The 19693-nt window shown below is 55.6% G+C and carries 19 protein-coding genes, 1 tRNA gene and 1 pseudogene; 8 read left to right on the top strand and 13 right to left on the bottom strand.

Going from position 1 to position 19693, the window contains the following annotated elements:
- Nucleotides 1-44: 44 nt before the first annotated feature.
- Entirely contained in the window at nucleotides 45-506 is a 462-nt protein-coding gene (locus ACT3RW_RS04725; protein ID WP_444612989.1) for an Lrp/AsnC family transcriptional regulator, read from the top strand.
- Between the two features lie 76 nt (nucleotides 507-582).
- On the opposite strand, the gene ACT3RW_RS04720 is transcribed toward ACT3RW_RS04725, so the two are convergent.
- Both ACT3RW_RS04720 and ACT3RW_RS04715 read right to left on the bottom strand, forming a co-directional pair.
- The gene (locus tag ACT3RW_RS04720; RefSeq protein WP_444612988.1) at nucleotides 583-2208 is read right to left on the bottom strand and encodes a solute symporter family protein; all 1626 of its coding nucleotides are present in this window, start codon (nucleotides 2206-2208) and stop codon (nucleotides 583-585) included.
- Complete coding sequence (locus ACT3RW_RS04715; RefSeq protein WP_131090023.1) at nucleotides 2209-2553, bottom strand: DUF485 domain-containing protein; 345 nt, start codon at nucleotides 2551-2553, stop codon at nucleotides 2209-2211.
- A gap of 195 nt (nucleotides 2554-2748) precedes the next feature.
- Between ACT3RW_RS04715 and ACT3RW_RS04710 the strand changes: the two genes are divergently transcribed.
- The 6 genes from ACT3RW_RS04710 (at nucleotide 2749) to ACT3RW_RS04685 (ending at nucleotide 8590) form a co-directional block, all read left to right on the top strand.
- Nucleotides 2749-3930 (top strand): sensor histidine kinase, encoded by a 1182-nt coding sequence (locus tag ACT3RW_RS04710; protein WP_444612987.1) that lies wholly within the window; start codon nucleotides 2749-2751, stop codon nucleotides 3928-3930.
- Between the two features lie 46 nt (nucleotides 3931-3976).
- A complete protein-coding gene (locus tag ACT3RW_RS04705) occupies nucleotides 3977-4693 on the top strand; it encodes a LytR/AlgR family response regulator transcription factor (protein WP_444612986.1) in 717 nt (238 codons plus the stop codon).
- Nucleotides 4694-4710: 17 nt separating this feature from the next.
- Nucleotides 4711-5133 (top strand): hypothetical protein, encoded by a 423-nt coding sequence (locus ACT3RW_RS04700; protein WP_242632571.1) that lies wholly within the window; start codon nucleotides 4711-4713, stop codon nucleotides 5131-5133.
- The gene (locus ACT3RW_RS04695; RefSeq protein WP_444612985.1) at nucleotides 5126-6601 is read left to right on the top strand and encodes a sodium/solute symporter; all 1476 of its coding nucleotides are present in this window, start codon (nucleotides 5126-5128) and stop codon (nucleotides 6599-6601) included. Before ACT3RW_RS04700 ends, ACT3RW_RS04695 begins: the two co-directional genes overlap by 8 nt.
- Before the next feature lie 108 nt (nucleotides 6602-6709).
- Nucleotides 6710-7381, top strand: a complete 672-nt coding sequence (locus tag ACT3RW_RS04690) for a GntR family transcriptional regulator (protein WP_444612984.1) — start codon at nucleotides 6710-6712, stop codon at nucleotides 7379-7381.
- A complete protein-coding gene (locus ACT3RW_RS04685; RefSeq protein WP_444612983.1) occupies nucleotides 7382-8590 on the top strand; it encodes an MFS transporter in 1209 nt (402 codons plus the stop codon).
- Nucleotides 8591-8660: 70 nt separating this feature from the next.
- Here the strand turns inward: ACT3RW_RS04685 and ACT3RW_RS04680 are convergent, their stop codons facing one another.
- The 6 genes from ACT3RW_RS04680 to rpsB form a co-directional block, all read right to left on the bottom strand.
- Nucleotides 8661-9233, bottom strand: coding sequence for a DivIVA domain-containing protein (locus ACT3RW_RS04680; RefSeq protein ID WP_131090029.1), 573 nt, complete (start codon nucleotides 9231-9233; stop codon nucleotides 8661-8663).
- 156 nt (nucleotides 9234-9389) lie between these two features.
- Nucleotides 9390-10517 carry a phosphatidate cytidylyltransferase gene (locus ACT3RW_RS04675; protein ID WP_444612982.1) on the bottom strand — a complete coding sequence of 376 codons (1128 nt, stop codon included), beginning with the start codon at nucleotides 10515-10517 and terminating at the stop codon, nucleotides 9390-9392.
- The gene (gene frr, locus ACT3RW_RS04670; protein WP_131090030.1) at nucleotides 10517-11074 is read right to left on the bottom strand and encodes a ribosome recycling factor; all 558 of its coding nucleotides are present in this window, start codon (nucleotides 11072-11074) and stop codon (nucleotides 10517-10519) included. The genes ACT3RW_RS04675 and frr overlap by 1 nt, the downstream gene beginning before the upstream one ends.
- A gap of 78 nt (nucleotides 11075-11152) precedes the next feature.
- Complete coding sequence (pyrH, locus tag ACT3RW_RS04665) at nucleotides 11153-11875, bottom strand: UMP kinase (protein ID WP_131090031.1); 723 nt, start codon at nucleotides 11873-11875, stop codon at nucleotides 11153-11155.
- Nucleotides 11876-12078: 203 nt separating this feature from the next.
- Complete coding sequence (gene tsf / locus ACT3RW_RS04660) at nucleotides 12079-12915, bottom strand: translation elongation factor Ts (protein WP_444612981.1); 837 nt, start codon at nucleotides 12913-12915, stop codon at nucleotides 12079-12081.
- Between the two features lie 145 nt (nucleotides 12916-13060).
- Nucleotides 13061-13915: a 30S ribosomal protein S2 gene (gene rpsB, locus ACT3RW_RS04655; RefSeq protein WP_131090033.1), complete on the bottom strand. Its 855-nt coding sequence runs from the start codon at nucleotides 13913-13915 to the stop codon at nucleotides 13061-13063.
- A gap of 393 nt (nucleotides 13916-14308) precedes the next feature.
- On the opposite strand from rpsB, the gene ACT3RW_RS04650 reads away from it, so the two are divergent.
- Complete coding sequence (locus tag ACT3RW_RS04650; protein WP_131090034.1) at nucleotides 14309-14842, top strand: M23 family metallopeptidase; 534 nt, start codon at nucleotides 14309-14311, stop codon at nucleotides 14840-14842.
- A 68-nt stretch (nucleotides 14843-14910) separates the two neighbouring features.
- Here the strand turns inward: ACT3RW_RS04650 and ACT3RW_RS04645 are convergent.
- The 5 genes and pseudogenes from ACT3RW_RS04645 to ACT3RW_RS04625 all read right to left on the bottom strand — a co-directional run bounded on the left by ACT3RW_RS04645 (nucleotide 14911) and on the right by ACT3RW_RS04625 (nucleotide 19668).
- Nucleotides 14911-14987 (bottom strand) — tRNA-Ile (locus ACT3RW_RS04645).
- A 98-nt stretch (nucleotides 14988-15085) separates the two neighbouring features.
- Nucleotides 15086-16273 (bottom strand): glycosyltransferase, encoded by a 1188-nt coding sequence (locus ACT3RW_RS04640; protein ID WP_444612980.1) that lies wholly within the window; start codon nucleotides 16271-16273, stop codon nucleotides 15086-15088.
- A gap of 51 nt (nucleotides 16274-16324) precedes the next feature.
- Nucleotides 16325-17236 (bottom strand): DMT family transporter, encoded by a 912-nt coding sequence (locus ACT3RW_RS04635; RefSeq protein ID WP_444612979.1) that lies wholly within the window; start codon nucleotides 17234-17236, stop codon nucleotides 16325-16327.
- A gap of 89 nt (nucleotides 17237-17325) precedes the next feature.
- The gene (locus ACT3RW_RS04630) at nucleotides 17326-18165 is read right to left on the bottom strand and encodes a phage holin family protein (RefSeq protein ID WP_131090037.1); all 840 of its coding nucleotides are present in this window, start codon (nucleotides 18163-18165) and stop codon (nucleotides 17326-17328) included.
- Nucleotides 18166-18388: 223 nt separating this feature from the next.
- Nucleotides 18389-19668 (bottom strand): annotated as a pseudogene (locus ACT3RW_RS04625) (ISL3 family transposase).
- Between the last annotated feature and the right edge of the window lie 25 nt (nucleotides 19669-19693).

The raw sequence follows: 19693 nt of genomic DNA, 5'->3' as shown, positions 1-19693 counted from the left end.
CCTTCCCATACGGTGCTAACGTGCTCATTATGCACCTCTTGGACATGACAGATCGACGAATCCTACTGGCGCTAGCCACTGCCAAAAAACGAACCGGTTCGGCCATCGCTACGGCTTTGAACCTCGGACGTAATACGGTGCAGACTCGAATGACCAGACTTGAAAATGAAGTTCTGGATAATCCGGACCGTCGCATCCCTCCGGCCGCATTGGGCTACGGACTACTCTCCTTCATTGAATTACATGTGGACCAGAGATATCTTGAGGAAATCACCGCTAAGTTAGCCACCATCCCTGAAGTGCTAGAAGCACACGGACTCACCGGTAATGCCGACATCTTGGTACGAGTGGCAGCCAAGGATGCAGAACAACTTTTTAGGGTCCACGGCCAGCTACTACATATTGATGGGGTCAATCGCGCTGACTCAGCATTGTCCATGGCGCAGCTGGTCCCGTACCGAACGACCGCACTGCTACGACACTCGCTGCAAACCAGCAGCCAGTGATACCACACTAAAAGTTCTGGGGATCAACCATTGGTGGTTAATCCCCAGAACTGTGTTTTACCTACGTGTTATTTGTTTAGTGATCGACGGCCTTTTCAGCGCCCACACCGGTCAGCGAACGAACTTCCATTTCAGCTGCCTTAGTTGGATCCTCGATCCTCTTATCGGTAACCGATCCCAACCAGCCCAGCAAGAAGGCCAACGGAATGGAAACGATGCCCGGGTTAGCCAGCGGGAAGATGGACATGTCGATGCTTGGGATCATCGAGGTTTCTGCCCCGGAGAAGACCGGGGAGAAAATGATCAGCAACAGGGCCGAACCCAGACCACCGTACATAGACCAAACTGCGCCGCGGGTTTTGAATCCCTTCCAGAACAGCGAGTACAGGATGGTTGGCAGGTTAGCCGAGGCAGCGACCGCGAAGGCCAAAGCTACCAAGAAGGCCACGTTCTGCCCCTGAGCACCGATACCGCCAGCGATAGCAAAGACGCCGATAACTAGCACGGTTCGTCGAGCTACTTTCATTTCCTTCTCTGGGGTAGTCCTGCCCTTAGCGATCACCGAAGCGTAAACGTCGTGAGCAAAGGAAGCAGCTGCAGTAATGGTCAAACCTGCCACCACAGCCAGAATAGTTGCGAAGGCGACTGCCGAGATCAGACCCAGCAGAACCGTTCCGCCCAGTTCGTAAGCCAGCAGCGGTGCTGCCGAGTTCACGCCACCTGGGGCGGCCTTGATCCGGTCTGGACCAATCAGTGCGCCGGCACCAAAGCCAAGAACCAGGGTGAACAGGTAGAAAGCACCAATCAACCAGATGGCCCAGACAACCGACTTACGTGCTTCCTTCGCGGTTGGCACGGTGTAGAAACGCATCAGCACGTGTGGAAGGCCAGCGGTACCAAGCACCAGGGCCAACGCCAAGGAGATGAAGTCCAACTTGGAAGTTTCACTCTTGCCATACTGCATACCCGGGTTCAGGATCTCTGGGTTGCCAGCCACTTCGGCGGCCTTGCCCAGCAGTTCCGAGAAGTTGAAACCGAAAATAGCCAGGGTCCAGACGGTCATGATCAACGCGCCAGCGATCAGCAGGCAGGCCTTGATGATCTGCACCCAGGTGGTGCCCTTCATGCCACCGACCAGTACATACAGGATCATCAGGGCACCAACGATCACGATGACCAGTGACTGACCCAGTTTTTCGTCGATACCCAGCAGCAAGGACACCAGCGCCCCGGCGCCAGCCATCTGTGCCAGCAGGTAGAACACACAAACTGCCAGGGTGGAGATTGCGGCAGCAATGCGAACCGGACGCTGCTTGAGGCGGAAGGAAAGTACGTCCGCCATGGTGAACTTACCGGTGTTTCGCAACAGCTCGGCAACGAGCAGCAGCGCGACAAGCCAGGCGGCCAAGAAGCCAATGGAGTACAGGAAGCCGTCGTAGCCGTTGATGGCGATGGCTCCGACAATGCCCAAGAAGGACGCCGCCGAGAGGTAGTCACCGGCAATAGCTGTACCGTTCTGCGTTCCTGTAAAGGAACGGCCACCGGCGTAGTAGTCCGCGGCGGTCTTGTTGTTTTTGGATGCTCGCAGAACGATCACCAAGGTAATGCCAACAAAGGCAATGAAGATGCCGATATTAACCAGTGGGTTACCCACCTTGGTTGATGCGACCGCACCTTGAGCAAGGAGTGTTAGTGACTGCATTTATTTCACTCCTTTATCTTCTAGGCGTTCGCGAATGCGCGTGGCCTGCGGGTCGATCTTCTTATTGGCGTAGCTGACATAGGCTGCCGTGATGATGAAGGTCGAAACAAACTGCAAGAGCCCAAGGAGAATGCCGAGGTTGACGTTGCCCCAAACCTTGATTGACATGAAGTCGTGGAAATAGTCAGCTAGCAGTACGTAGGCGAAATACCAGACGAGGAAGAAGATCGCCATGGGGAATACGAAGCTACGGTGAGTTTTGCGTAGTTCCTGAAATTCCTCAGATTGACTCTCCTTGACGAAATCGACGTCGCCAGTGACGTCGGGTTCCGGGTTGGCACTCATTGAGGCCCTCCTTGAGCGAGTTAGAGATGCGGGCGAGCCCACATCGAAAGTGTGACTCAATTCACTATTAGTGATGATTCCTCGCGCGACTAGGGAAATTCGAGGGAGCGTGGCTCAACGGGCTGTTTTATGCGCTCAACGGCACGCACCATCGCGCTCAACGCACAGGGTCTTGAAGGGCTTTAGGATGAGAACATGTCTCCAGCATTGCAAGTCACCCTGATCGTGGTCATCGTGGTGCTTGGCATTACTATCGTTGGCTACTTCGGTTTTAGGATTTCTCGCTCAACCAGAGAGATGGGCACCGATGCCGAAGAAGCTACCTACAAAACCCTGCACCATATGTCAGTTGCCGTACCCCATTTGGAACGCGGGCTGACTAAAGAAGGCGCCGCAAAAAGCGCCAAGGCACTGCGCCGGCTACTCAATTGCCAGGTGCTTTTGATCAGCGACAGCACCCGGATCCTCGCCACCGACTCCGGAATCGAGTTCACCGCACAATTAGAAGAGGATGCCGCCGAGGCTTCGGCTTCTACACTGGCTACCGGCAAAACTCAGGTGAAGCATTCAACGTCAATGGACATTGTTGCCGCTCCCATCATGGTGGGCGATCAAGTTGTCGGCGCGGTGATTGCTCTCTCGCAGCGCGCCGGTGCGAGCTTTGTTCGTGCAGTGTCAGAAGTCGCGGTTTTTGTCTCCGCACAGGTATCCACTGCGCAACTAGATGAGTCCAAAGCAATGTTGCTTGAAGCTCAGATGCGCGCATTACGCGCGCAAATCTCCCCACACTTCATTTACAACTCGCTAAACGCCATTGCCTCGTTTATTAATACCGACCCAGCCCGTGCCAGAGAATTGGTGATTGAGTTTGCCGACTTCACTCGTTACTCCTTTAGGCGCCGCGGAGAATTTACTACGTTGGCCGAAGAGCTCGAAGAGATCGACCGCTACCTTTTACTTGAAAAAGCCCGCTTCGGCGATCGAATCAAGGTCAGCTTGCAGATTGCTCCCGAAGTTCTCCCCACTCAAATTCCATTCCTCGCCTTGCAACCATTGGTGGAAAACGCCGTCCGCCACGGACTGGAGGCTCGCCCCGATGGTGGTGTCATTTCAATAACCGCCACCGAGGACGGCATGCATGCGGTGATCTCGGTTGAAGATGACGGGATGGGCATGGACCCGGAGCAATTGGCCAGCGTGCTCGCTGGCACCACCACAACCATGCATGTGGGGCTTCGAAATGTTGACCTGCGACTGCGTCAGCTTTACGGCAACTCCAATGGGCTGATCATCGAGACCGCCCCGGGAGCTGGAACCTTGATCACCCTGCGCGTTCCTAAATTCCGTGCGCCAGACACCACCGGTGCTGAGGTTTAGGAATCCCAAATGTTTAGAAACAGTAAGAAAACGGTAGAATTTTTGCATGATTAATGTGGTGGTTGCCGATGATGAACTCCCAGCAGTGGAAGAGATCTGTTTCCTGCTGAGCCAAGATTCGCGAATTGGCAAAATCCACCGCGCTACTTCTGGTGCTGCGGCGTTAAAAGCCTTAGAAGAAAACGAAGTTGACGCCTTGTTTTTGGACATCCACATGCCAGCCCTCTCCGGTTTAGACATCGCCCGAGTCATCACGCGCTTTGCCCATCCCCCACTGGTCGTTTTTGTCACCGCCGATGAAGACCAAGCGCTCCAGGCTTTTGAACTGGCCGCTATCGACTACGTACTCAAGCCCATCCGCCCACAGCGTTTGGCCGAGTCCGTGCGCCGCATTTGTGAACTGGTGGAGGAAACGCCTGCCAAGCCAGAAATAATCACCGTAGATCAGGGTGGCATCACCAAACTCATCCCGCGCGGCGACATCGCCTACGTTCAGGCTCAAGGTGATTACGCCCGGCTACACACCAAAGAATCTAGCTACCTGATTCGTGTTCCACTCAATGATCTGGAGGCCCAATGGGCAGAATCCGGATTTGTGCGCATCCACCGTTCCTATCTGGTCTGCATGGAGAAGATCGAGACCGTACGGCTACAGACCGGTAAGGCAGCGGTGATCGTGCACGGAGCGGAGTTGCCCATTTCCCGACGCGCCCTGCCGTACCTGCGTGAGCGTCTGGCTGCCAACCGCGTCCGTCCACTCTAGGATTGCCCGGGGCCCGCGTGCAGAATCCAGCAGCTGGCGACAAACGCCAGAACACAAACTCGCCTGACGAAGCTTTGCCAGGACGGTTTGCACAACAACGCCCACAACGAGTGCTTGTCCAGGCACCGCAAGATGCCTCGCTGACCGTGACTCGTCAGCCACCAGAGCACACAGCCGAAGAATTTTATGTCCGTCAGCTGATCCGTTCCCAACTGCGATTAGGCTGCTCGGTGGCTGCAGGATTATTGGCACTGTTGGTGGGCATCTGTTCACTACTGGTGTTTTGGCCAGTGGTCTCGAATATTCATCTGTTCCATATCCCCTTGCCCTGGTGGGTCCTCGGGGTAGGGATGTACCCACTGATCATTGTGGCCGGAATACTCTATAATCGGGCGGCAGCACGCAATGAGCGCAGGTATCGGAGCATCAGCCGTGGCTAGTTTACTTTCGGTTTCCGCCCTCATCGTGGTCTGTCTGACCACCATGCTGATCGCTTTTTATGGCCTGCGAATTTCGCGCACCACCTCAGATTTTTATGTTGCTTCGCGTACCGTGCCTCCGTGGTGGAATGCCTCGGCCATCGGTGGCGAATATCTTTCCGCCGCATCATTCCTCGGCGTCGCCGGGCTCATTGTGCTTTCCGGTCAATCAGGTTTGTGGTTCCCCATCGGCTATACCGCCGGTTACCTGATGCTGCTCTTGTTTGTGGCTGCCCCGTTGCGCAGATCTCGGGCCTACACGATTCCTGACTTTGCACAGATCCGCTTCGATAATTCACCGATGTTGCGCAAGCTGACCACCTACCTAGTGGTGGTGATCTGCTGGCTCTACATCGTTCCGCAAATGCACGGCGCGGCACTGACTCTTTCTACCGCCACCGGGCTCCCGGGCTGGGTAGGGCCAATTGTTGTGGCAGTGGTGGTTTGTGTGACCGTACTATCCGGCGGCATGCGCTCGGTCACCTTCGTCCAGGCCTTCCAATACTGGTTCAAGCTGGCAGCATTGGTGATCCCCACCCTTTTCCTCTTGGCCCGAGCCATCCCAGAACATGCTGCCAGTGAACGAGCCCAGAGCCTTTCCACCCAGCTGGAATCGGTCACGACGATGAATATGTACGAGACCATCTCGATCATCTTGGCCCTGCTCTTTGGCACCCTTGGCTTGCCGCATGTACTGGTCCGTTTTTATACCAATCCCACCGGATCCAGTGCCCGCACCACCACGGTGATCGTGCTCTGCCTGCTCTCCGCGTTCTACCTGCTGCCCACCACCTTGGGTGTGCTAGGTATCTTGTACACCCCAGAACTTGGCGCCGCTAACGAGAGCGATGCGACGATTCTGTTACTGCCAGGCAGGCTGCTTAACGGTGTAGTGGCCGATGCGTTGACCGCGATTGTGGTGGGCGGCGCCTTTGCTGCGTTCCTCTCCACCACCTCTGGTCTCGTGGTCTCATTAGCCGGCGCGATCTCCCAAGAATTCTTCAACGGCACCGTACGTGGTTTTAGAATCTCCACGATCCTTGCCACCGCCCTGCCCGTGCTCATCGCGGTACTCACCAGTTCACTGGCCCTTGCTGGAGCCATCGGCAACGTCTTTGCCTTTACCGCCTCCACCATCTGCCCGTTACTGCTTCTAGGGATTTGGTGGTGCTCGCTTACCGCGAAGGGAGCGATCGCCGGCCTGCTCACCGGCGCCATCACCTGCGGTCTTTCGCTGTCCGTCGGCATTTTCCTGCCCACGATCGATCTGTGGTGGGTTCACCTTCTGCGTCAGCCTGCAGCATGGAGCGTACCACTGGCCTTTGTGGTGATGATCGTGGTGTCGCGCGGCACTCGACGCGCGGTTCCGCAGAACACCGATCGGGTCATGGCGCTCCTGCATGTACCTGACCCGTCGAGCAATTCATAAAAATCTTCTCCTGACGGCCACGAGCCAGATTTTCCTCTCCCCATTCGCTAGTTTCATTGTCTGACACAAGAATTTATTGATGCATGCATCAAGGGGTACAGTGAATGTATGAGCTATTTGCTACCCTGGGAACCCGATCAAGCCGATGGGTCATTGGCCCGTCGCGTCGCAGCTCATGCTGCGCAACGTATTGTCGAACGCTCCATACCCGCTGGACATCTACTCACCGAGGCCGAGCTGTCCTTAGAAATGGGAGTCAGCAGAACGCCATCTCGTGAAGCGATGCTTCAGCTGGCTCGATGGGGATTGGTCAGACTCATGCCCAAAAAAGGCGCTGTAGTCACGGCAATCACCTTCGAAGAACGCAGAGACCTACTTGCTACACGCGGCCTGTTCGAGCGTGGAACATTAGAAGCGCTCACCTCCACACCCGGCAAACTCGCCGAGCTTTCCAATTCACTGAACGAACCGCTCCAAGCACAGCGCGCAGCCCTCGCGTCCGGAGATCTTTTGGGTTTTGCCAGTGCTGACTTCGCTTTCCACGCTGCGCTCGTTCAGGCTGGCGGCAACAATGTGATCACTGACCTGCTCACCGAATTGGCGCCCCGGCTGGCAAGGCTCACCTTTGAGGCTGCCCTTGAACACCCGGAGCAACTAGCCACCTACCTCCAAGAGCATGAGAGATTAGCCGATCTGGCTGGCCAAGCCAATGCGACCGAATTTGCTCAATGCCTCAACGCTCACCTCACCAAAGCTCATTTCCCGAAAAAGGCGAATTAATTGTTCACGTCCACCAGAGGCAAAACCGAATATCTCTATGTCGCCTGCGCCGTATTCATGATCGCTTGGGGCGGAAACCACTTCACACCGTTACTGCACCTATATGAGGTGCTTGAAGGTTTCCAGCCATGGCAAGCCAATTTGCTGCTGGGCACCTACGTTGGGGGCCTGATCCCTGGCCTGTTATTACTCGGTCCCTTATCTGATCAGCACGGGCGCAAACCCGTATTGATTGCTGGGACGGTGATCAGCATCCTTGCCAGTGCACTTTTGGCCCTTGGTTCTCATTCGTTGCTGTTGCTTTGCCTCGGGCGACTGATGTCAGGGGTAGGCGTGGGAGCGGCTATGTCGGTTGGTTCAAGCTGGATCAAGGAACTTTCAAGCCACCCCTTCGACACTCATGCTGGTCCCACCGCTGGCGCAAAACGTTCATCTTTGACTCTGACGCTCGGATTCGGTCTGGGAGCAGCTGTCAGCGGAGCCATGGCTCAGTGGGCCCCGATGCCCGAACAAGCGCCCTACCTCATTCATCTGGTTCTCTCACTCATAGCGCTGGCCTTCTTACTCAGGGCTCAAGAGTCTCTAGCTCCGGCACAACGGACTGATGGAGCTTGGTATAAGGATTTACGAATCCCCTCGGCATCTCATCATCGATTCCGTAAGGTCATCATTCCCACTGCCCCATGGATCTTTGCCGCTGCAGGAGTCGCTTATGCGATCATCCCTGCGGCCGTCCAAGACCGACTTGGTACTTGGAGTACGCTCTACGCCACGGTGCTGACCGTGCTGACGTTGGGCACCGGAGCGTTGAGCCAGAATTTGGTGCCGTGGATCGCAAAAATCACTGGCGGTCGGGCACTACCCGTGGGAATGACATTGATGACCATCGGAATGTTGCTCTCAGTACTGGTCGCGTGGGTCGATGCCCCTGTACTGGCTATGTGCGTGGCCGTGTTGCTAGGTGCCGCATACGGCATCTGCACGGTAGCGGGCTTAATACAGGTGCAGGCTATCGCCACAGCACAAGATTTGGCCGGCCTCTCAGGCCTGTACTACTCACTGGCCTACAGCGGGTTCTTGCTTCCGACCCTTCTGGCGACGCTACTTCCGTTGATATCCTATGCGGTTTCGCTTGCCTTAGTCGCCGCGGTCTGTGGCATCTGCGCCATCTACTGCGCACGCAGCTTGCGAATCCCAAATGCGACTTAGCTTAAATTCCGTGGGCACCGAACGATAACATTCGGTGCCCACAGAAAATATTCAGTTGGTGGTGCCTGAACTAGTCGATGGAGGCCATCAGCTCAACCACACGGTCTAAGAACGCATCAACCTGCGACTCCTCATAACCATCAGTTCCCTGAGCAGAACGGAATTCAACACGGCGTACGGCGTCCACGGCCATCGGAACATCGTTTTCGAAGTAATCAATGAGCTGGTCGCATAGACGGTCAACATCTTCAACGTTGTAGCTTGAGGCGTTGGTACGCGATGGGCGGCGGAAGCGCTCACCCTTGGCACGGTGCAGGCGTCCACGCAGAATGGCAGCTAGTCGTCCAACCTGCTGTAGCCAAACTTCTTCGCCCTGGTGGCTGATCAGATCGTCGCGTTCCCGCTTGGCAAACACGTCCTCTAACCTATCCAGCGCACCATCAACCTCGCGCGCCTGGTAGCCGCCCTTTTGAGGAGCAAAAGTGGTTCGGCGAATCAGGTGGCTGGTCACCACGCTGTCGTCGTTTCCCCCGCCGTTGAAGGTGGCACGGGCACGGCTAAGGAACGCATCAACTTGCTTTGCGTTGTAGCCAAACTCCGCATCCGGTACGCGGGAAAACGGAGCATCTTGCTGCTGCGACACGACAGTTCCTTTTTCTCTAGAGAGATGTCAGTGGCGTATCACCCTCAGGCGATACCCTCATATTCTATTTGTTCAAACCAATACTTGGCCCGATGGCCACACCAGCAGGTGTTCTCCAATCAAGGATTACACCATTCCCGCTGCGAAAACCTCGGATCAGAAGACCGCTACGCTCCACGCAAGCAAGTGCGAAATTAAGTATCCCAGCGGGATAACAAAGAGCACCGAATCAAGTCGGTCCATAATTCCGCCGTGCCCAGGAAGCAGGTTGCTCATGTCCTTAATGCCCAGTTCACGCTTGACCATCGACTCCGCAAAGTCGCCTGTGGTCGCCGCGATTGTGGTGAATAAGGCCAGAATCACACCGGTCCACCACGGCATATCCAGCCAGAAGTACATCGCGCAAGCACCAATAGCCATTGAGCCAATTAGCGATCCGCCAAAGCCCTCCCAAGATTTCTTCGGAGAGATCTTCGGCGCCATTGGATGTTTACCAATGAGCACACCAACAATGTAGCCGAAGGTGTCATTGGCAACGGCCAAAAGCAGGATCGTAGCAATCAGCAGCTGTCCGTCTTCTCCGTCAAGCATCAACAGCGCGAAGGAAAGCAACAGCGGAATCCAGCTAATGATGAACACACTGCTCATCACCGAGGCGACCGCACCCTTCAGACCTTCCATCAGCCTAAAGAGCAGTGCAACCAAAACGCAGGCAACAAAGCTAAACCCGAGGGCTTCTACTCCCCCAAGTATGGCGCTGACCGGGAGCAGGATCGATGCCAGATACAGCGGTATTTGAGGCACCGCAGTTTTGGCATGAGTTGTTGCTCGTGCCACTTCCCAGCAGCCGATGCCGCTTAGTACGGTGACGGCAAAGACCAGCAACGGTTCCACCCAGAATAGTCCTACGAGCACAACGCCCAGCAGTACTACCCCGACGCCGATAGCGGCCGGCAGGTTTCGGCCGGCGCGTGAGACCTTGGGTTCGGGGTTGCCGATGAGCAGTTCGGGCGGGATTGCCGCTTCCTTAGCATCGGGTTCACCAGTTTCGGCAAGATCCTCTGAGTCGGTTTCCGGCGGGGCCGGCACACGAAGTTCCGACTTGCTTACGCCCAACGACTTTTGGTCTGCACCTTTGTTTGCCTCGGTCGCATTTTGCTGCCCCTTGCTTTGAGCCTCACGCAGTGCGCGAGCCTCTCGCCGGGACATCGGCTGAGAATTACCGGATGCCACTGAGGGCACCGCCGAAGCGTTGCCCTCAGTGTTCTCTGTCGAGCCTGGCATTAGACTTCCAGCAGCTCGGCTTCTTTTTTCTTCAGGATCTCATCGACTGAATCAACGTGCTTCTTGGTCAGCGCGTCAAGGTCCTTTTCTGCACGGGTACCCTCGTCTTCGCCAATTTCGCCATCCTTGACCAACTTGTCGATGGTGTCCTTAGCCTTGCGACGGTGGTTACGCAGTGCAACACGAGCGTCTTCACCCTTGGCCTTGGCCAGCTTGACGTATTCCTTGCGACGCTCTTCGGTCAGTACCGGAAGGGTCACGCGGATCATCTTGCCGTCCGAAGAAGGGTTAGCGCCTACTTCTGGGTCACCCAAAGCCTTTTCGATTTCGCGCAGTGCGGTCACATCGAATGGGGTGATGGTGATGGTGCGTGCTTCTGGAACCGCGAAGGATGCCAGCTGCTGCAGTGGGGTTGGCGAACCATAGTAGTCAACCATGACCTTTGAGAACATACCTGGGTGGGCGCGACCGGTACGGATCGTCGCGAAGTCCTCCTTGGCGGCATCAATGGTGCGTTCCATCTTATCGGCGGTCTCCGCCAGCGTTTCCTCAATCACCGGTACTCCTCAAGTTCTTCATCTGTGTTTCCGCTACGGGAAAATAAATCTACTTCAATCCTAGGCCACGTTCACCGATTAAACGGTGACGGTGGTTCCGATCCGCTCACCGCGGATGGCTGCAGCGACATTTCCTTCGCCTTCCATGCCGAAGACCAGCATGTCTAGCTTGTTGTCCTGGCACATGGTCATAGCGGTCTGATCCATAACGCGGATGTTGTTCAGCAGGGCTTCACTGTAGGTCAGCGTGTCCAGCTTCTTGGCGCTTGGGTCCTTCTTCGGATCAGCGGTGTACACGCCGTCAACGCCCGACTTGGCCATCAGTACCTCGTCTGCGTCGACTTCCAAGGCACGCTGAGCGGCCACGGTATCGGTAGAGAAGTAAGGAAGACCAGCGCCGGCACCGAAGATGACCACGCGATTCTTTTCCATGTGGCGGATGGCGCGACGTGGAATGTAGTTCTCTGCGACCTGAGCCATAGCGATGGCGGACTGAACGCGGGTTTCAACACCGCACTGTTCCAAGAAGTCCTGAAGGGCCAGGCAGTTCATGACGGTGCCCAGCATGCCCATGTAGTCGGCACGTGAACGGTCCATGCCCGCAGCGGAAAGTTCTGCGCCGCGGAAGAAGTTGCCGCCGCCAACAACGATGGCCACCTCAACTTCTCCAACGGTCGCAGCGATCTGCCGTGCAACGCCACGCACGGTGTCCGGGTCAACACCGACCTTGCCGCCGCCAAACACCTCACCGGAGAGCTTGAGCAGGACGCGACGACGTTTGGTTTCTGGGGTGGTTGTCATAAGTTGTCTTACTCCTGGAGGTCGGAATCAAGCTGGGGGTAGTACTTCCCAGTTCCCAAGGTATCTTGAGATCCGGGCTCGAGAAAAGGGAGGCGAGTCACCGAGTTTTCTCTCGGTGCTCACCTCCCTTTTCTCTGATGCGGTCAGGTTGCCCTGCCCGCCGTTCGCTTAAAACGTGCGGCTAGTGCCTAATGCGCTAAAGCTTAGGCGCCTACGCGGAAGCGAGCGAAAGCAACTGGCTTGGTGCCAGCTTCTTCGAAGACCTTGCCTACTGACTTCTTGGCATCCTTGGCGAAAGCCTGGTCAACCAGAACGATTTCCTTGAAGAAACCGGTCAGACGGCCTTCAACGATCTTGCTCAAAGCAGCTTCTGGCTTGCCTTCAGCGCGAGCGGTTTCGTCAGCGATACGGCGCTCATCGGCAACCTTATCTGCTGGAACCTCATCGCGAGTAAGGAAAGTTGGAGCCAATGCAGCGGTGTGAACAGCAACATCGTGTGCAACGGTGCCGGCAGCTTCGCTGTCAGCATCCACAGCCAGCAGAACGCCAACCTGAGCTGGCAGGTCCTTGCTGGTCTTGTGCAGGTAGGCTGCAACCTTGGCACCCTCGATGCGTGCTACACGACGAACAACGATCTTCTCGCCGAGGATTGCGCCCTCTTCGATGACGGTGTCGCCGATGGTCTTGCCGTCCAGCTCGTAAGCCAGCAGTGCTTCTGCATCTGCTGCGCCGGAAGCCACAGCGGCATCCAGAACCTTGTTGGACAGTGCGATGAACTTCTCGTTCTTTGCGACGAAGTCGGTCTCGCAGTTGATCTCGATCATAACGCCGACGGTGCCTTCAACCTTGGCAGCAACCAAGCCTTCAGCAGTCGAACGGCCTTCGCGCTTGGTAGCGCCCTTCAGGCCCTTTACGCGAATGATCTCGATGGCCTTCTCGGCGTCGCCGTTAGCCTCGTCCAGAGCCTTCTTAACGTCCATCATGCCGGCGCCAGTGCGCTCGCGCAGTGCCTTGATATCAGCAGCGGTGTAGTTTGCCACGTGCAATCCCATTCAGCTAGGAGTTTCAAGTTTGATTTGCTTGTGGGACGGGTCGGTTTTCCGGCCCGTCCCACAAGACTTAGTCGAATTTGCCTCGATCAACACGCTAGTGTGTCAAGGCAAATTCTTAGAGTCACGCAGGTGACTACTTAGCTTCGTCTGCCTCGGTTGCAGCTTCTGCAACAGGAGCTTCTTCAGCTGGAGCTTCAGCGGCAGGAGTTTCTTCCTTAGCCTTTTCGCCCTCAAGCAGTTCGCGCTCCCACTCAGCCAAAGGCTCAGCAGCACCCTCAGACTTACCGGCAGCCTTGTTGTTCTTGGCGATGAGGCCTTCGGCCACAGCGTCAGCAACAACGCGGGTCAGCAGGTTGACGGAGCGAATAGCGTCGTCGTTGCCTGGGATTGGGTAGGTAACTTCGTCTGGATCGCAGTTGGTGTCCAAGATGGCCACAACTGGGATGCCCAGCTTCTGAGCTTCGTCGATAGCCAAGTGTTCCTTCTTGGTGTCAACGATCCAGATAGCCGAAGGGGTGCGGGTCAGGTTACGGATACCGCCGAGGTTGTTCTGCAGCTTGGTCAGCTCGCGCTTGAGCAGCAGAAGTTCCTTCTTGGTGTGACCGGAGCCAGCAACGTCCTCGAAGTTGATCTCTTCCAGTTCCTTCATGCGCTGAACGCGCTTGGAGACGGTCTGGAAGTTGGTCAGCATACCGCCGAGCCAACGCTGGTTCACGTATGGCTGGCCAACGCGGTTAGCCTGCTCGGCGATCGATTCCTGAGCCTGCTTCTTGGTACCGACGAACAGAACGCTGCCGCCGTGGGCAACAGTCTGCTTGACGAACTCGTAAGCGCGGTCGATGAACGACAGCGACTGCTGCAGGTCAATGATGTAGATGCCGTTGCGCTCGGTGAAAATGAAGCGCTTCATCTTTGGGTTCCAGCGACGGGTCTGGTGGCCGAAGTGGACGCCGCTGTCAAGCAGCTCTCGCATGGTTACGACTGGCATGTCGCAACTCCTTTCAGCAGTGGCGGACCGGGCACAGATGCGCCCGCGGTAACTGCTCTTGTTTGTTCGGGTTGATGCAGATAGCCATTGTGGTTATCCGCCCTAGTACGAGCGCCGAAGATGCTTAGCATCTCGCCTTCGATCCACCGATTCTCTCGGACCACTGGAACCTCAGGCCACAACCAAAGTGGTCATGGAAACTCATACGCGAAGTCAATCCCCTATCCGCTGCATCCAATTTTGGACACACCTATGACAGGAAACTGCTGTTTCAAGTGTACTACAGAGATGACAACCACCCACACGCAGGAAAGTGATCTAGAGCCCATCAACTTACCCACATTTCGCCCCCACTGCCTCCAGCTGCTGACATGCACCACGCAGGCTGAATAAATGAATATTAAACGCTGTCTCTACTTCTTGCTTGTACTTGCACTTACCTTCGGCTCATCCGCGGCCTCAGCGTCCACCGGGCCAAGTCAATCACTGGCCAAACGCGCAGCGCTAAGTACCGCGGCAGGTTGGCGATGGCCGCTGGCCGGTGAACCCAAGATCCTTGAGCCCTTTGATAAGCCGGCCCAAAATTGGTTGCCTGGACATCGCGGAGTGGACCTCGGTGCATCCGAGGGAACTAAGGTCTCTTCACCACAGCGCGGGAAAGTTACTTTCGCTTCTACCGTTGTTGACCGACCTGTGGTGGTTATTGACCACGGTGGCGGTTTTAAGACCAGCATCGAACCGGTGACCGCTACGGTGAAAGTCGGTGCAATGGTGAATGCGGGGGATCAGGTGGGAACCGTAGCCACTGGAGCCCATTGCTCTGGGCGCTGCATCCACTGGGGTGTGCGGCTAGAGGGCGAATATATTGACCCCACATTACTGGTGCGCGATATGCGCCCGTCGATCCTCTTACCGCTTCACGAATAGCTTCAAAACTGTGGTCAAAGAAAAATCGCCCGACAACTAGATGTAACTAGTTGCCGAGCGATCAGTGTTGGTAGGGAGTATGGGACTTGAACCCATGACCAAGGGATTATGAGTCCCCTGCTCTAACCAACTGAGCTAACTCCCCACATGTGTTCAACACCTATTGGTGCAAGCACACTCGAAATATTCTAGGGCATCACTAGCCAAAACACCGATTTGGCGCACCCCGTCGTGACACAAGACTTAGTGTGTGGAGACCTTTTCACCGCGGTACAACGCTTCGAAGGAGTCCATCGTCTTTCTCTGCGCGTGGTTCATCACCTTACGGTGTCCGGCCTGGCCAAGTTTGGCCCGCTCATCTTCACTCAGGGCCAGAATGCGGTCGAGCTTGTCGGCCAAATCTTGGCGATCACCAGGTTTGAACATGTAGCCATTGACCCCTTCATCAACTAGATGAGGCAGCGCCATGGCATTAGCCAGCACTACCGGCCTTGACGCGGAGAGTGCTTCGAGGGTGACCAACGATTGAAGCTCCGCGGTTCCTGGCTGACAGAACACATCGCACCGCAAGTAGGCCTGTCGAAGTTCTTCGTCGCTGACCAGTCCGAGGAAGCGTACGCGGTCCCGAATTCCCAGATCATCGGCAATCTTTTCCAGGTGGACTCGTTGCTCGCCACCACCAACGATTTCGATGATGGCATCGGGTACCTGAGTCATCAAAGGCAGCGCCTCGATTAGTTCGTGGATGTTCTTTTCAACAGCCAAACGACCAGCGAAGAGGATGGTTGGGAAGTCGTTCTTGATGATCTGTTCCCCAGGAGCCAACTCGTAGTTGCCAACCTCAATGCCATTAGACAAAGGCAAAACGTTCATCAGCTTGGCACGCTCGCGCATGGCTTTAGCAGCCAAAGGTGTTGGAGTGGTCACGGCGTCAGCGCGACCAAAAATCTTGCCCATGTCCTTCCAGGAGTTATGCGCCACGATGCGTTTGAACCACTGAGGGAATGGGAGGAAAGGGTCAAGATTTTCAGGCATGAAGTGGTTCGTGGCCACTGAGCGAACCTTGTTTTTCTTGGCCCACCCAACGGAACGCTGGCCAATCATATAGTGGCTCTGCGCGTGAATGACATCAGGTTTGATGTCGGCCAATAACCTATCAATCTGCCTGTTGACTTCCCAGGGGGCGACGATTCGGAAATACTCGTGGGTCGGAACCGAGTGCGATTTCAGACGATGCACAATTGCTTCGTCACGGATTTCGGTGAAAGTCTTACCATCGTCACCACGTACAGCTAGCACGTGCACCCGATGTCCTCGGGCATGCATCTCGGTGGCTAACCGATAGCAAAACATCGCTGCGCCGTTTACGTTCGGCAGGTAGGTGTCAGCTGCAATGACAATGGTCAGTGGTTTTTCCTCGGCCACGGGCATCCTTAGTCGTTCACAAGAAATTTGGGTTGATGAAAAGTCTGTAGGTTCAGTCTATTTGGGCTCGTGCAGTTCTTTGTCCGCCTCGGATTGATTTCGGCGCTCGATCACGTCTGGGTGATAGCGCGAGAGAGCCACAACTCCGACTATTGCAAAGCCAGCTGCCACGACCATCAACACGGTGACTAGAAGTGGAACATCGGGACGCAATTCACCCAAGATGCTCGCTCCGATGGCGATACCAATAATCGGGTCAATGACGGTCAGCCCCGCGATCACAAGCTCCGGAGGCCCCTTTGAGTAGGCCTTCTGCACAAAAAATGATCCGAGGAGCCCGGCGACCACCACTGCGATTCCAGCGATCCAAGGAAGCTGCAGGAAGCTACTGTTTCCGATACCCAGCACGGCGATGGCAATGGTTCGAACCAGTACCGCAACAAACCCAAACAGCACGCCTGCACCAACGATAAAGAAGATCGCTACCAGCTTGCGGTGGAACAAGATCGTGGCCAATCCCACGATGGCAACTACGCCGGCCAGGATCATTTCAATCAAATGTGACTGTTCTTCGGTCACTGCGTGATTGCTGTTGGTTGCGGTAACTGCCAGCAGCACAAAGCCGACGGAACCGATCATGCAGCTGATGATCGCCAGCACCGTTGGCCGGTTCATGGAGATGTCAGTTTCTTTGGCATTAACCACCGCTGTGACCACAAGAGCGATAGCACCAATTGGCTGCACCACGGTAAGTGGGGCGCTGGCCAAGGCAAAAACATTCAGAGCCATGCCCAGAATCATCAAGAGCAGCCCACCCATCCAGCCTTTGTTGCTGGCGAGGTTTCCTGCATTCCTTAGGGTCAGTTCCAGACCATCCACGGATTCACGTACCGCTTTGGACTGGAAGTGAGCCCCAAAGGCAAGACAAAAGGCACTCCATAGTGCCGCTGCAATAGCGATCCAAACCATGTCAGTGCCTTTCTAGCCCAAATTTTTTGTACATGACGGGGCGGTCCTCTTCGCCCTGGCGCTGTCGCACCGCCCCGTCAGCAGAAAACTTAGGAGCGCTTGAATAAAGCGCGGATTACAGCCCCGAGTGCCAACGTTGAACCAGCCATCACTACATAGGGGCGTGCTTGCTCTGCGCGTTTACCGCTGACTCTGTCAGCCTCCGATTGATCTTCGGAAGCCGAAGACGAAGGGCGGACAAATCCACGAGCCTTAGCAGCAGCACCGGAAACTCGATCTCCAGCATTCTGCGTAAAGGTACGTACTTTATCGATCTTGGCCAGAGGCGCCTGAACGCTCTCGCCTAGGTTGTCGCGCAAAGCCTGGATCTGGCGACGACGACGACGGGTACGAAGGATCAGTTCGTCAGCACTTGGTGCTGGCGGCTTTGGTTCCTTCTTCTTGTCCTTGTCATCGTCTTCTTCAGACTTCTTCTTTAGCGGCTCATCGAGGGTAGAAACGTCAAATCCACTACCGTCCTTGAGCACACCGAAGTCATGACGCAGGCCACGGATTGCTGCTTCCGGCTTCAAAGGTAGAGCCTTCTTGATCTTGGCGTATCCGACCAATCCCAAAATAGCGGCGACCAGGAGGAAGAATCCTGCAATGATCAAAGCGGCGGCCCAACCGGGCAACCAGATAGCCAGAACATTTACCAAGGTCACGACTACAGCGATCACAAAAAGCAATACCAAGAGCAACGCGGCACCCGCGAGCGCTGCGGCGGTGCCGAGCCTGATTCCTTTGCCCTTGAGTACCGTGGTGGCGAGCTTGACTTCGTCGGAGAGCTGTTGGGGAACAAGCTCCTTAAGTCCATCAACCTGCGACTTTGCACTTTTGACGCTCGACTTCAGGCTTTCGTCAGCTTGCATCGATTCAGCTTCAGTCATGGTTTCTCCATATTCTCGATCGCGCGGCAACCGGTATAACTCACGCTAACATTCCGGCTACCTTCAACGACTCAGTCTTCAGGCGTAAAACCCATAGCTCAATCTCATGCTTAGGGTGTAACTGTTAACGATTCGAAAGTCTATCGTCTTATCACCTGAGGTTATAGGAGATCCGCCCATCAGACTTATTTGGCTCTTAAAAGTTAAGCGTGGCGCAGGATGCTCAGCACGGCCGTAGCCCCGCCGTATACAAGAGTATCCGCACCCGGTAATGATCATGATTCCGGTACCCTCGACCAATACGTTTCAGGTTCTTCGCCGTCAGATTCGCCGCCTCACTCCTAGCGTTGGTCAACCTCGTACGCACGAACACCAACAGTTCCCTTCGCCAAGCCGTGAGCGTGCGGAATAAGGACTTCGCTTCCACCATTTTCGTGGCCTTCACGGATTTCTCCACCACCGCCCACCGGGCCTGGAACTCATGGACATCCGTGGCATTCAACAACTGCCTGACGTGTTCTTTAATCCCGTAAATCACACCCAGTTCAGGATCGGATTCCAGGATCAACTTCAACCGTTCCACTTGCTTGATGGATAGGTTCTCCAGGTTGCAGGTCAATAATTTCCGATACTTATACGCCGGATCAGACACCCGGCCGCGACGGTCAAAGACTTCGTGGGACCTGCGTCGGCGCACCTGAGTAATCATCAGATTCGCACGCTGGATCACATGGAAATGATCCACGCTGATCTTCGCCCTCGGCAGATTCTCTCGCACCGCTTTACGAAACTCTGATGACATGTCGATAGCAACGTATTGGACGCGTTGACGCCAATACCTTGGCCTGGATTTGAACCACTTCTTCACTCGCCGCTTCGCGGCTGTCCGTCCACGATGTCCAGGATCTTGCCGGTATCCAGGTCCGTAAACACAATCGACCATGGCTCAATGCGAACGACTTTTCCCCTCCGACCTCGGGCGTAGCGGACTTTGCGGAATCGGTGTTCATCGATGCCTAGTCGGCGGATGAACATGCGGTTCACGTCCCCGACGAGTTCACCAACACTGTTAAGTCGGGTCATGACCGTAGGCCAAGACACCCCATGCGCCGCCGCGACCCGAGAAACAGCACGTAACTCACTACTCATCTCGTCCACGAGTTGTTGGGAAAGTCGTGTGGTGATCCTGGCCCGGAAGGGTAGCTGTTCGGTGGTTTGCACGAAGGAACGCCGTGAGCAGCCAGTTTCTTGGCAGGCCATCCGTCGTTTGCGCACCATGACTTGCAGGTCTGTGCCGCCTACTGGCACGTCTTTCACCCGGTGTATTGGCCTTGCCTGGATCCTAGTGGTTAGCACCCCGCAGGAAGGACATGCCGCTTCGGTGGCGGCGGGCTCAACAAGTACCTGCCGTCCGACAGGTGCTTGGGTCACGGTGATGACGCGGTAGTCGGTGAGGTTCAACAGAATCGACGCAGGGTCGATTGACCCGGTATCCTTGATCACGGCTCGTAGTTCCTTGCAGATGAAT

The sequence above is a fragment of the Glutamicibacter sp. AOP5-A2-18 genome (genome assembly GCF_052446055.1).
Classification (GTDB): Bacteria; Actinomycetota; Actinomycetes; order Actinomycetales; family Micrococcaceae; genus Glutamicibacter.
This window is presented reverse-complemented; position numbering and strand designations above follow the sequence as displayed.